At 63.1% G+C, this 13181-nt stretch carries 10 protein-coding genes; 8 read left to right on the forward strand and 2 right to left on the reverse strand.

The features are described from left to right. Positions 1-4: 4 nt before the first annotated feature. Entirely contained in the window at positions 5-1039 is a 1035-nt protein-coding gene (gene pdxA, locus P3T17_RS13435; RefSeq protein WP_429407151.1) for a 4-hydroxythreonine-4-phosphate dehydrogenase PdxA, read from the forward strand. A gap of 33 nt (positions 1040-1072) precedes the next feature. Continuing rightward, positions 1073-1909, forward strand: coding sequence for a 16S rRNA (adenine(1518)-N(6)/adenine(1519)-N(6))-dimethyltransferase RsmA (gene rsmA, locus P3T17_RS13440; RefSeq protein WP_429407153.1), 837 nt, complete (start codon positions 1073-1075; stop codon positions 1907-1909). Between the two features lie 76 nt (positions 1910-1985). Here rsmA and P3T17_RS13445 read toward each other — a convergent pair whose 3' ends face one another. Both P3T17_RS13445 and P3T17_RS13450 read right to left on the reverse strand, forming a co-directional pair. Beyond that, entirely contained in the window at positions 1986-5009 is a 3024-nt protein-coding gene (locus P3T17_RS13445) for an autotransporter outer membrane beta-barrel domain-containing protein (protein WP_429407155.1), read from the reverse strand. 213 nt (positions 5010-5222) lie between these two features. Continuing rightward, complete coding sequence (locus P3T17_RS13450; RefSeq protein WP_429407157.1) at positions 5223-6536, reverse strand: MFS transporter; 1314 nt, start codon at positions 6534-6536, stop codon at positions 5223-5225. A 229-nt stretch (positions 6537-6765) separates the two neighbouring features. Here P3T17_RS13450 and P3T17_RS13455 point away from each other — a divergent pair, with 229 nt between their 5' ends. From P3T17_RS13455 to P3T17_RS13480, 6 genes are all read left to right on the forward strand, one after another. Then, on the forward strand, positions 6766-7740 hold the full coding sequence (locus P3T17_RS13455; protein ID WP_429407159.1) for a LysR family transcriptional regulator: 975 nt from the start codon (positions 6766-6768) through the stop codon (positions 7738-7740). 143 nt (positions 7741-7883) lie between these two features. Beyond that, entirely contained in the window at positions 7884-8564 is a 681-nt protein-coding gene (locus P3T17_RS13460; RefSeq protein WP_429407161.1) for a TetR/AcrR family transcriptional regulator, read from the forward strand. Positions 8565-8659: 95 nt separating this feature from the next. Continuing rightward, entirely contained in the window at positions 8660-10480 is a 1821-nt protein-coding gene (locus P3T17_RS13465) for an alkyl sulfatase dimerization domain-containing protein (protein WP_429407162.1), read from the forward strand. 41 nt (positions 10481-10521) lie between these two features. Beyond that, the gene (locus P3T17_RS13470) at positions 10522-12204 is read left to right on the forward strand and encodes a long-chain-fatty-acid--CoA ligase (RefSeq protein ID WP_429407164.1); all 1683 of its coding nucleotides are present in this window, start codon (positions 10522-10524) and stop codon (positions 12202-12204) included. 122 nt (positions 12205-12326) lie between these two features. Further along, positions 12327-12713: a lactoylglutathione lyase gene (gloA, locus tag P3T17_RS13475; protein ID WP_074263391.1), complete on the forward strand. Its 387-nt coding sequence runs from the start codon at positions 12327-12329 to the stop codon at positions 12711-12713. Positions 12714-12778: 65 nt separating this feature from the next. Continuing rightward, the gene (locus P3T17_RS13480) at positions 12779-13177 is read left to right on the forward strand and encodes a hypothetical protein (protein WP_429407165.1); all 399 of its coding nucleotides are present in this window, start codon (positions 12779-12781) and stop codon (positions 13175-13177) included. The last annotated feature ends 4 nt before the right edge of the window (positions 13178-13181 follow it).

The raw sequence follows: 13181 nt of genomic DNA on the forward strand, positions 1-13181 counted from the left end.
CATCATGACGAGCGCTGCCCAACCGTCTCACGTCCCGCTGCAGATCGCGATCACAACCGGCGAACCCGCCGGCGTCGGTCCCGAGCTGACTGCGCAGGCGCTGGCGGGGGCGGCAGCCCATTGGCCCGATGCACAGTTCACCGTGCTTGGAGATGCGGACCTGCTCGCGGCGCGCGCCAAGGCAGTTGGCGTGGATTGGGCAGCGTTATTGGGACCCAGTCATGGGCAGGGTCACGCTGGTCACCATCGGGTCCGCATGCAGCATCAGCCGCTCGGCGTGCCGTCGCAGGCGGGCAAGCTCACCGCCGCGAATGGCCGTTACGTGCTGAACCTGCTGGATAGCGCGATCGACGGCGCGGTGAGCGGCCAGTTCGACGCGATCGTCACCGCACCGCTGCAAAAGAGCACCATCAACGACGCCGGTGTGCCGTTCACCGGCCACACCGAATATCTGGCCGAGCGCACCCACACGCCGCACGTGGTGATGATGCTGGCCGGCACCGGCCAGCGGCCGCTGCGCGTTGCACTGGCTACGACTCATCTGCCGCTGAAAGATGTCTCGGCGGCGCTGACGGTCGACAGTATCCTCGGCACGCTGCGGATCATCGACCACGACCTGCGTCACCATTTCGGCTTGCCGGCGCCGCGTATTCTCGTGACCGGCCTGAACCCGCATGCGGGCGAAAACGGTTATCTGGGGCACGAGGAAATCGATGTGATCGCGCCGGCCCTGAAGCTGGCGAACGACGAAGGCATCGATGCCCGCGGCCCCTATCCGGCCGATACGCTATTCCAGCCGCGTTACCTGACCGAAGCCGATTGCGTGCTCGCTATGTTCCACGATCAGGGTCTGCCAGTTCTGAAGTACGCGACCTTCGGCGAAGGCATCAATGTCACGCTCGGGCTGCCGATCATCCGCACGTCCGTCGATCACGGCACGGCGCTCGACCTCGCAGGCACCGGCCGCGCGGATGCGGGCAGTCTGATTGCCGCCATCGACACTGCAGTCTCGATGGCGCGCCACCGTCGCGCCGCCTGATTTTTTTCCCGTACCTTTTTGTAGCGTCATTCGATGTCCACCAGCAGACAGCACCAGGGCCATTTCGCGCGCAAGCGTTTCGGACAGAACTTTCTGGTCGACACGGGTGTGATCGATTCGATCGTCGACGTGATCCGGCCGCAACGCGGCGAACGCATGGTCGAGATCGGACCGGGTCTGGGCGCGCTCACCGAGCCGCTGATCGAACGCCTCGCCACGCCGGAGACGCCGTTGCATGCGGTCGAACTCGATCGCGATCTGATCGTGCGGTTGAAGAAGAAGTTCGGCGATCTGCTCGAACTGCACTCGGGCGATGCGCTCGACTTCGACTTCGGTTCGCTGGCGTTGCCCGTGGGGCCTAGCGTGGCCGAGGGCAAGCCGACGCTGCGCATTGTCGGCAACCTGCCGTACAACATTTCGAGCCCGCTGCTGTTCCACCTGACTTCGTTCGCGCATTGCGTGATCGATCAGCACTTCATGTTGCAGAACGAAGTGGTCGAGCGGATGGTGGCGGAGCCGGGTAACAAGGCATTCAGCCGCCTCTCGGTGATGCTGCAGTACCGCTACGTGATCGACAAACAGCTCGATGTGCCACCCGAAGCTTTCCAGCCGCCGCCCAAGGTCGATTCGGCGATCGTGCGGATGATTCCGTTCGAGCCACACGAATTGCCGAAGGTCGACGAACGCGTGCTCGGCGAGGTCGTAACCGCCGCGTTCTCGCAACGTCGCAAGATGCTGCGCAATACGCTGGGCGCGTATCGCGACACGGTGGATTTCGAGGCGCTCGGCTTCGATCTGCAGCGGCGTGCCGAGGATGTGTCGGTCGCCGAGTATGTGCAGGTTGCGCAGATCGTGGCGGCGTCCCGTTGACGCTTTGACGAGCTCGATGCCTGCGAGACCAGCAGCGCAACCACGTCCGGGCGCAGTAGTCCTATCAAATCGAGCTTCACCAGCTCCAGCGCACCCCCACATTGCCCTCCACGATGCTCCGATGCGCACCGTTCACGTTGGTCGTATAACCGGCCGCGGCATACACGCTGCCACGCGCGCTCAAATGCGCGGCGATGCCCAGGCCGAACTCGGCTGCGGTCGCTGGCACGCTGGTCGGGATCACGGTGCTGCCCGCGAAGCTCACCTCGTCGGTACCGTTGAAGTAGCGCCACAGATTGGCGCGCAAGTACGGCTCCCAGATTGCCCCACCACCTTCAAACTTGCCTTCTAGCCGAAGCCCCAGCCGGCCGATCAGACCGTTCGCGGAATGAAACGATACGCTCGAGATGCCGTCGTTGAGATCGTCTATTGAGGTGTGCTGCCAGATCAGCTGGGCTTGTGGCTCGATGCTCAGATGGGCTGGCAGCGGAATCGGCAGTCCGGCTTCGAACGATGCATCCTCGGCATAGCCATGCGTGGTGGCGCCGATATTGTCGTAGGACATAGGGCTGATGGTTAGCGAACTGCCCATCAGGACCGCATCGGTGTACCAGCCGCCAGGGCCGATGTGGGTCCAGTAGCCGCCGGCGCTGTAGGCGTCGATCGACAGGCGTCCCGCAGCCAGATTCGGAAAGCCGAGGGCGAGGCCGCTGACGTCGCCCTCTGCGCGTGCAAAACCGAGGATCAGGCCATAGTGGTCGCGCTGACCGCCGGGCGTCGCGCTGGCGTAGAGATCCTGGCCGACCTGGATGCCGCCTATCGTGCCGCTGAATTCCGGATTGACCGCGCCGCCGTTGCTCAGCGTGGCATGTTCGCCCCAGACGCGTGTCCATGAGGCGGGCACGGCGCCGGTTTCGGTCAGCAGCGATTGCGCGCCCTCGCGGTCGTGGAACGTGCCGACCTGATCGATGCCGAGTTCGCGCGCAAGTTCGGGGACCTCTGCGTAGACCGGCACCTCCATCCGGTAGAGCGGTGTGGCCGCTGAGCCCGCTGGTGGAGGAGCGGGTAGGGAAGGCGTGCCGGAGGCCGCCTGGGGACCCTGCAGGGTCTGCGATGGGGTGGGCGTAGGTGTTGGTGTGGGCGTAGGTGTAGGTGTAGGTGTAGGTGTAGGTGTAGGTGTAGGTGTAGGTGTAGGTGTAGGTGTAGGCGTCGGAGCCGCCGCCAGACTCGAACGCAGATACCAGTTGTCGGCTGTCCCGGCGCTTACCCCGCCTTTGAACAGGTAATAGGTATAAGCGCCAGCCAGCAGCGGCTTTGGCAAGGTGAAAGCGCCTGCTGCGGTCGTCGCGCCGTTCGTCGCCTGCACGACCAGAATGCCGTTCGTGAGCGTCGCCGCGCCGACACCGCCGACGTTCGTAATCCCCAGCGTCGTCTTTCCCGACCCGGTGCCTTGCACGATCACCAGCTTATCGCTGGGAGAGCCGTCGCCGTTGAGCACGCTCTGCAACAGAAGCTTGCCGTTGAGCCCCACGTAGTTGCCGTTGACCACCAGCGCATCGCTCGTGCTGGTGCCGCCGTTGGTGAGGTCGATCGTGCCAGCGTTGTTGACGGTGACGAGCTGCCCGCTCACCGCAGGCGTAATCGCAGGATCACCTAGGCCGCCCGCGAACAGGGTGCTGGTCGCATCGATGGCGAGCGTGCCTGTCTGCGTGCCGCTGTTGCCGAGCGTCAGTCCGTTGTTGTCGAGCGTGAGTTGGCTGCCGTTCGTCGCGTTGATGGTCGACCAGTTCGCGAAGCGGCTCAGTCCGCTCGCCTGAGTGTCGTCGAAGTTGAGAACACTCGAGACGTTGCCGCCTGCAAGCAGTGGCACACCGTTGAGATTGGTGTCGGTCAGGCCCGTGAGCGTCGCGGTATCGTGACCCGTGCCGAGCCGGATAAATCCTGTGATCGTGCCTGCGCTCCAGTTGAGCGTGTCGTTGCCGGTATCGGTGTAGATCGCGCGGCCGTTGCCGCCCGCGATGGTGCCGGTGTTGTTGATCGTCATGTCGATCGCGCCAGTGGCCGCGATGACCTCGGTAGTGGCGGACTCGAGCGTGCCGGTATTGTTGATGGTCGCGCCCGCGCCGACAAACGAGAGCGTGACGAACTGCGCGGAGATGGTACCGGCGTTGTTGAACGTGCCGCCACCATTCGCATCGATGCCGTTGCCCTGCTTGCTGACGATGCTTGCGTTGGCTTCATTATTGAACGTGACGCTGCCTGAGATGAAGGCGCCGAGGCTGTTTGAGCCGCTTACGGTTATCGAACCCTTGTTGGTGATGACGCCCGGCGAACTGTCGTTCGAGACGATGCCGTCCGAGTCCACACCCGATGCGCTGATCGTGCCGGCGTTCGTGATGATGTTGTTGCCTGGCCCGCTGACCGCGTTGCCGTTGGTGTACATGCCAGGCGCGCCGTCCCCTGTCGTCGTGATCGTGCCGTTGTTGACGAGTGTGTCGTTGTTCGTTTCCGCGGCCATACCAGCGGAGCCGCTCCCGCTGGTGGAAAGCTGGCCGTTATTGGTCAGGGTGCCGCCGCCGGGGCTGGCGTAATCGTGCATCGCGTCCGCGTCGCCGCCGCTCGTCTGGATGACGCCGCCCGTGTCGTTGAGCATCGTCACGGCGGCTACGCTGTTGAACATGCCTTCCGATTCGGTGCCGGTTGTCACGATCAAGCCGCGGTTGGTCAGCACGTTTTGACCGGCGCCCGTACCTTGTGCCGAGATGCCGTCGAAGGTATCGCCTGTCACCCGGATAGTGCCGAGGTTCGTGACCGTGCTGTGGCTGTACACAAGGATGCCGTTGTCCCCGCTTACGTCGAGTTCCGCGCCCGCTGCGACGTTGACTGTTACGTTCGTGCTACCGCTTGTCGCCGCGACCGGCGTGGTGGTGGGATTGGGCGAGGTCGTGCCGCTGCACGTGACGGTTTGCCCAGTTGCTGGCGTGGAGTTGTCGCAGGCCGCGAGCGCTGGCTGCAGCCTTAGCAGGACCAGCACCCCCAGCGCTGAAGAGATTGCCTCAAAAGTCCGGCTCGGCACCAACGGCGGATACGCTCGACGCATAAATCCTCCTCCCAGGGCGGACAGCGTCGATGCCCATGGGGATTGCTTCGTCGCTCGATCACCTCGTTGGGCCCCGAGCTTTCGATAGGATTCCGCACGTTGTGTGTCACAGAATACTCAACGCGCCGCTGCGACGCAATGTGCGAGTGCGGCGAATGGTGTGGCCTAAAGGTGAGGTGAGAGGCAGGCGTGAGCGCGACCTGCCGTACGCCATCAGGACTGGATCTGCAGGCGGCGACGCGAGCGCTGCGGATCGAGCAGCGCGAAGCCGGCTGCGCCAACGGCCAGCAACAGCGCACCGTTGATGACGAAACCGATCTCATAGCCATGCGCATCGCCGGCTGCGCCCAGCAGTCTGCCCATTGCGACCGGGCCAATCAGCCCGGCGGTAGTGGTGATCGAGGTGGTGATCGCGAGCAAGCCACCACGCTGAGCGTCTGGAGCGACCTCGGCGATCAGCATCGGGCCGAACGTGAAATTCTGGATAGCGAGCGCACTGGCCAGCCCCATCACTGCAACCTTGACGAACGGCGGCACGTCCAGGAAGAGTACGCCGTACGCGATACCGCTTATCACGCAGGCTGAGCTGATCAGCGTGCCACGCGCACGCCGCGTTGGCACGCCGCGCCTGAGCAGGCGATGCGAGTAAATCGCCAGCGCGATCCCGACCGGAATCTGCACCGCCACCTGCGCTGCGAACAGCCATCCCGCCTGGGTGGCCGGGAAGCCCAACCCGAGGCGCAGATACGCCGGCACCCACGTGAAGCCGATCGCGACCACCGCGTAGGCAACGAAGCATTGCAGCATCACGCCAATCACCGTGTGATCTGAAAGCAGCGTCCGCCAGGGAACGCGCGTCTGCGCATTCTTTGCCGTTGCGATGGGCCGCGCGCGGCGCGAATGCTGATTGCCTGTCTTGCCGACACAAAGCCAAAGCACAGTCCACGCGGCACCTACTATCCCGAGCGTGAGGAAAGTGGCGTGCCAGTGCCAGCGTTGCGAGATATAGGTGAGAAGCGGTCCCGCAACAATCACGCCGGCCGTTGCACCTTGTTGAACAATCGTGGTGGGCAGGCTGCGTTCGCGATCGTCGAACCATGTATAGACGACGTGCAGCGCGAGCGGCGATGCCGGGCCTTCACCCGCACCCAGCAGGACCCGGCACAGCAGCAGGACTGCGAAACTACTTGGCCAGGCAAGCGGCAACTGCGCGCAAGCCCACGTCAGTGCGAGCGCAGCCAGCAGCCATTTCATGCTGACACGATCGGCGATGAGGCCAATCGCGATGCCTGAGAGCGAAAACAGCAAAAAGAACGCACTGCCGACGAGGCCGAACTGCTCGTGCGACAGTCCCATGTCGTGCATCATCGGGATCGCCACCAGACCAAGCACGGCCTTGTCGGCGAAGTTGATTAGCATGAACAGGAACAGCGATCCGACGATGACCCAGCGCCGGCCCGTGGCGCGATCAACCGGTGCCGCGACCGCAGGCGCGTCGGTCAAGGTGGAACTATGTGCTTCGAGCATTCAATACTCCTGAGGGTGTGCCGTCGACCGGCCGCCGTTGACGGACAACGCGGGGCGCGGCGAGATGGGCAAACCCTGTCTCCAATGATGTTCTGTACGACGTGTATGACCTGAGCGGTCCTGTTGCCGTCCGGATGACCAGTCTGCTGGCAGCCGCGGAATTTTGCCCATTTGAGGTGGTATAAAAGAATTATTCAAGTGCAATCTGCTTATCGGAAACTTGCAAAACATGCATGAGATTAACTCCCGCCGGCTGACTCACCTGATCGCACTCGCCGAAGAAGGCAGTTTCGCGCGCGCGGCGGAGCGCGTGCATCTGAGCCAGCCCGCATTGAGCCGCAGCATTCAGGCGCTCGAAGATGAGCTGGGCATGAAACTGTTCGACCGGGCCGCGCGCGGTGTCGCGATGACGGCGGCTGGCCGGTTGCTCGTCGAGCGTGCGCGCCGCGTGCTGTTCGAGACGCGCTGTCTCTTTCGCGACGTCGAGTTACTCAAGGCTCATGAACTGGGCGAGGTGCATATCGGTCTCGGCCCTTACGCAGCCGTCGTGCTGCTGCCCGATCTGCTGGTCGAATTCTCGCGGCGCTTTCCGAAGATCAAGGTTTCGATTGCATTGGGCGATGGTGACGGCGAAGCGCTGCTCGCCAAACTGCGCGCCGAGCAGGTCGACTTTCTCGTCATGGATCGCCGCGTGCTGCCCGCGACGCCGGACGTCGCCCTGCATCGCTTGCCGCGTCACGAAGGTGGCTGGTTCGTGCGGCCAGGACATCCGCTGCTGCAAGGCGGACCCGTACCGATGGTTGCGTTGCGCGAGTTTCCACTGGTATCGGTGACCGTGCCCGCGTTTATGAAGGACGCGCTGCACCGGCTGCTGAAGTATCGGGCGCATGAGCATATTCCTCTGCAGGTGGAATGCAACGACGTTGCCGTGCTCAAGAACGTCGTCGCGCAGACGGATGCGGTGTTGTTCGCCACTGGGGCGGCGGTGCGACGCGATCTCGAAGCAGGGCGGCTCGCGCGCATCGCGCTGACTAGTCCACCGCGCCTGAGTCTCGAGTTCGCGCTTGTTTCCCTTGCGGAACGCACGCCGTCGCCTGCTGCAAGCTCGGCGCTGGTGCTGACCGAACAGATCATGGTCGAGGCCAATCGAGCCGCGCATGAGTTGCTGCATCCCGCACAGCCGCTGGCTCAGGATTTACCCTGAGGCTGGTTGACAAAGCCTGGTCCATCCACCACGATTCGGAATCCGAATTCCGGTTTGTCGAGCCGGCCGGTTTGCCAGCGTCTTTCTGACGCCGCTTGCCGGGCATCTCGCGTTCCACGCCTCAATACGAAGTTGAAAGCCGCATGACAAGCACGCCTGCGCACAAGCGCAAATCTTCCTCCGCTATCGCGGCGCCGCGCCAGAGCCGCAGCCAGCTCGGCCTCGTGAAAATGCTGCAAGCCGGGCGCGAGTTGATCGAGGCGAGCGGCAACCTCGACAGTCTGTCCATCAACGATATCGTCGATCGTGCAGGTACGTCGATCGGCGCGTTCTATCGCCGTTTCGACAACAAGGATGCCTTCTTCGAAGTCGTGCAGGACCAGGTGATGGCCGAAGGTCTCGCTTACGTGCGCGACATGCTCGAGCGTGAGCCCGTATGGCGCTCCAGCGACGCGAGCGCGATTGCCGATGCCGTGGTGGCGTTTTACGTCATGGTGTTCCGACGCAATCGTGGCCTGTACCACGCTTCGCTGTTGCGCTCCTCGCAGCTCAAGCCCAGTTGGGATGCGGCCAAGGAGGCCAATCGCGAAGTGCTGGCGTTGCTCGTGCCGCACCTCGTCGATGCGCTGCTCGCGGCACGCGGCGCGCCGGTGGCCGACGCGGCCGAGCTCGACTTCGAGGTGCGCGCGTCGCTGCAGATGATCAACGGTCTGCTGGTCAACAGCATCCTGAACGATCCAGGGCCGCTCTCGCTCGCGAGCCGGCGGCTGCGTCCGTATCTGCAGACGGCGTTTCGCCGCTGTCTCACGCTGCCGGACAGCTGATCTTTTTACCCTAAAAACGGAACAAGAATTCCGGTTCTGATTGATGAGGCTGGTAATTGCCTTGTGTAGCCAGCTTTTATCCAAGGAGACACTGTATGACCCAATGTTGCCCCGAGATGGTTCGCAATCCTGCCTTTGATGCGCCGCATGTCGGCGATCCGCTCGACGTTGCTTTCGATGCGGGCGTCAACCTGGCCTTCGCAATTGCAGCGCCCACCGTACCGCCGCGCCTCACGGAACACTCGCGCCGCATGGCCCAGCGCATTTATCGGGTGGCCGAGCGGGTGTATTGCGCGGTCGGTTACGCGATCGCCAATATCATCTTCGTGGTCGGCGACGATGGGATCGTAGTGGTCGATGCAACCGAAGCGGTATCGGCGGCGAAGCGCATCTACGAAGACTTTTGCGCAATCGATCCGCGGCACGCTACGCTGCCCGTGAAGGCCGTCGTCTACACCCACAACCACACGGACCATACCGGCGGCGTTCGCGCGTTTGTCGACGAAGCGGCACTCGAAGCGGGACAAGTGGAAATCATCGCGCATCGCACGCTGATGGACACGGTGATCAACAACGCGAATCTGGTGGCGCCGATTCTCGCCACGCGTTCAGCCTACAGCTTCGGCACGCTGCTGCCCGCTGGCGCGACCGGCAAGGTCAACGCGGGGATCGGTCCGGTGCTGATCGCCGAACCGGCAAGCTTCTTCGCACCGACGCGCGTCTTCGACGAGCGGCTCGACATCGTGCTGGCCGGCGTGCGTTTCGAGTTCCGCTATGCACCGTCGGAAGCGGACGATGAAATCGTGATGTGGCTGCCCGAACTCGGCGTGCTGCTCTCTGCTGAAGTCATCCAGGGCGAGTGTCTGGCAAACGTGCATACGTTGCGCGGCACACGCTACCGTGATCCCGTGCGCTGGTATCAGACCATCGACATGATGCGCAGCTTCGGCGCTGCGCACATGGTGCCGGCGCATGGTCGTCCGGTTTCGGGCGCGGCAGCCGTCGACGATGTATTGACCGTGTATCGCGACGCGATCCAGTTCATCCACGATCAGACGATTCGTCACATGAACTTCGGCATGACGCCGGATGAACTTGCCGAAGCGATTCCTGCGTTGCCACCGCATCTTGCGCGGCATGCATGGCTCGGCGAGTACTACGGCACGGTCAAACACTCGGTGCGCCAGGTTTACTCGGGGCAACTAGGCTGGTTCGACGGCGATCCGGCCTCCCTCGACCCATTGCCGCGCAGCGAGCGCACGCGCCGCACGGTCGCGATGATGGGCGGTGCGGAGCAGGTGCGCGCCGCCGCGCGAATCGCGCTCGGCGACAGAGACTGGCGCTGGGCCGCGGAACTGGCGACGCTGCTGGTCCGCCTCGACGTGGAAGACGCCGACGCCCGCAGCATCAAGGCTACGGCGTTGCGTGAACTGGGCTACCTCACGGTGAACACCAACTGGCGCAACTGGTATCTGAGCGCGGCACGTGAACTCGAGCGTGCGTATGAGGCGTTGCCATTTGCCGGCAGCGCGAGCCTTGCCTCGAGCGACGTGTTGCGGGCGCAACCGCTACGCAATGTATTCCAGCGTTTGAGTGTCTGCATCGATCCCGCCCGCTGTGCCGACCTGCACGTCACGCTCGTATTCCGAATGACCGATCGCAAGGAGAGCTACGCGCTGGAGTTGCGGCGCGGAATCTTGCAGGTGCATGAGCAGGCACCTGCAGCGGCCCAGTTGCAGCTCGCGCTCGATACGAAGACCTTGTATGACCTGCTTCGCGATATTGCCACACGCGTGCCGGCTGGACTGGAAAGCGGAACGGTTGCGCTCGAGCATGGCACTCGCGAGCAATTGAGCGCATTCTTCAATAGCTTCGATCAGCCGGCGCGGCGTATGCCGGCGCTCGCCGGCCGCTAGCCGCCAGCGCGGCGAAGCGGGCACAAGGAGGAATCTGGGAGATGGAAAAGATCTGGCTGAAGTCGTATCCGCCTGGCGTGCCGGCGGAGATCGACGCCACACAATACGGTTCCGTGGCGGATCTGCTCGAACGCAGCTTTCGCGAGTATGCGGATGCCTGCGCGTTTATCTGCATGGGACGCAAGCTGACCTACGCGGAACTGGACCGGCAATCGCGCCACCTTGCCGCCTGGTTTCAGGCGCAGGGGCTTGCGCGCGGCACACGGATCGCCGTGATGTTGCCGAACCTGTTGCAGTATCCCGTGACGATGGCGGCGATCTTGCGTGCCGGCTGTGTCGTTGTTAACGTGAATCCGCTTTATACGGCGCGTGAACTCGAATATCAGTTGAACGATAGTGGTGCGGAAGCGATCGTGATTCTCGATACGTTCGCCGCCACGTTGCAGGCCGTGCAGGCACACACTGCGGTGCGGCACGTAGTCGTGACCTCGGTTGCGGAGATGATGGGAGCACCGTTGTCTGTCGCAGGCGAACCAGGTGCCGATGACGACGCGACGCGCTTGCATTCTCAGTCGCACTCCCGAGTCAGCCTGAGCGACGCAATCGCTCACGGCACGGAGTCGGGTTTCACTCCCGTGCAGATCGCGGCGGACGAGGTGGCGGTCCTGCAATACACCGGCGGCACGACGGGCGTGTCGAAGGGCGCGACGCTGCTGCACCGCAATCTGGTGGCGAACGTGGTGCAGTCCGAGGTGTGGCGTGAACCGATCTACCGCGATCGCACCGACATCGGCCAGTACATCACCGTCGTCGCGTTGCCGCTGTATCACATCTTCGGTTTGACGATATGCGCGTTGCTGACGATGCGCTGCGGCGGCATGGGCATCCTGATACCGAATCCACGCGACATCTCCGGCATGATCGAGACGTTGCGCGGTTACGCGATCAATTCGTTTCCCGGCGTCAACACGATGTATAACGCGTTGCTCAACGACCCGGCATTCTCAACGCTCGATTTCTCGACGCTCGTGCAGTCCACAGGCGGTGGTATGGCCGTGCAGCAAGCGGTCGCGCAACGTTGGCAGGCGGCGACGGGCGTGCCGATCGTCGAAGGATATGGGTTGTCCGAAACCTCGCCGTGCGCAACCACCAATCCGCCTACCGCGACCGCGTTTAACGGCACGGTCGGCTTGCCGCTGCCATCGACCGAGGTGTCGATCCGGGACGACGCCGGCAACGAAGTGCCGCTCGGCCAGCCCGGTGAAATCTGCATTCGCGGTCCGCAGGTGATGGCCGGCTACTGGAACCGGCCTGACGAAACCGCGCGCGCGATGACGGCGGATGGCTTCTTCAAATCGGGTGACGTCGGGCTGATGAACGAAGCCGGTTTCGTGAAGATCGTCGATCGCAAGAAGGACATGATTCTGGTGTCGGGGTTTAATGTCTATCCGAACGAGATCGAGGACGTCGTGGCGAAGCACCCGGGTGTGTTCGAAGTCGTCGCGGTAGGTGTGCCGGACGAGCACACCGGCGAGGCGGTCAAGCTGTTTGTCGTCAAGCGCGATCCCTCGCTCAGCGAAACGGACATTTTCAGTTTCTGCAAGGAGCAGCTAACCGGCTACAAGCGGCCCAAGATCATCGAGTTTCGGACCGAACTGCCGAAGACAAATGTCGGCAAGATCCTGCGCCGGGCCTTGCGTGATGAGGCTCAAAAGAAGGGGTAAACGCACTGCGGCCGGGGTCGTGGCGAAACTGGTAGCGACGCCGCCACCCTGCACCGCTCTCAGCAGCATCGCGCGATTCCGGGTACATTTACGTCCTCGACATCAAGCAACAGGAGTACACGATGCGCCTTCTTCACACCATGCTCCGCGTGGGCAATCTGGACCGTTCGATCAAGTTCTACACCGAATTGCTCGGCATGAAATTGCTGCGCCGCCACGATTATCCGGAGGGCAAGTTCACGCTGGCATTCGTCGGCTATGAGGATGAGAGCGTTGCCACCGCCATCGAACTCACCCACAACTGGGACACGGAATCGTATGACCTGGGCGACGCGTTCGGTCACCTCGCAGTCGAGGTCGATGACGCATACGCAGCCTGCGACAAGATCAAGGCACAAGGCGGCACGGTGGTGCGCGAAGCGGGGCCGATGAAACACGGCACGACCGTGATCGCGTTCGTGACCGATCCGGACGGCTACAAGATCGAGTTCATTCAGAAGAAGAAGTGAGCTTTGCGTGAGCCGCGCGCGGCGGAGTGAATTGCGCGAACCGGTGACCACCACGGATACGAACGATGAGCGACTCGAATCCCTTCTTTGACGAGATCCAGGCTGTGAACGCCGAGGTTCAGGCCTGGTACGCCGGCGCAGCAGGGCCCGGTGCGCTGGACCACTTGATGGCGCACTTCTCTCCGCAATTTTCGATGATTTTGCCGAACGGTGCGACGCTGGACTGGCCGACGCTGCGCGAGATTTTCGAGGAGCATGGCGGACAGCGGCCGAACTTCGCAATCGAGATTACGGACAGTGCGTTCATCGCCCGGTATCCATCCGGCGCAGTGGTGACGTACATCGAACGGCAGTCCGACGGCGAGCACAACCGCAATGTGCGGCGCTCGACGGCGGTGCTGGAAACCGACGCGCACGGCAAGGTGCAGTGGCGGCATCTGCAGGAAACGTTCTGCGCGGAGTGAGTAA

Origin of the sequence: Paraburkholderia sp. GAS82 (assembly GCF_050436285.1) — a bacterium.
Lineage (GTDB): Bacteria > Pseudomonadota > Gammaproteobacteria > Burkholderiales > Burkholderiaceae > Paraburkholderia > Paraburkholderia phenazinium_B.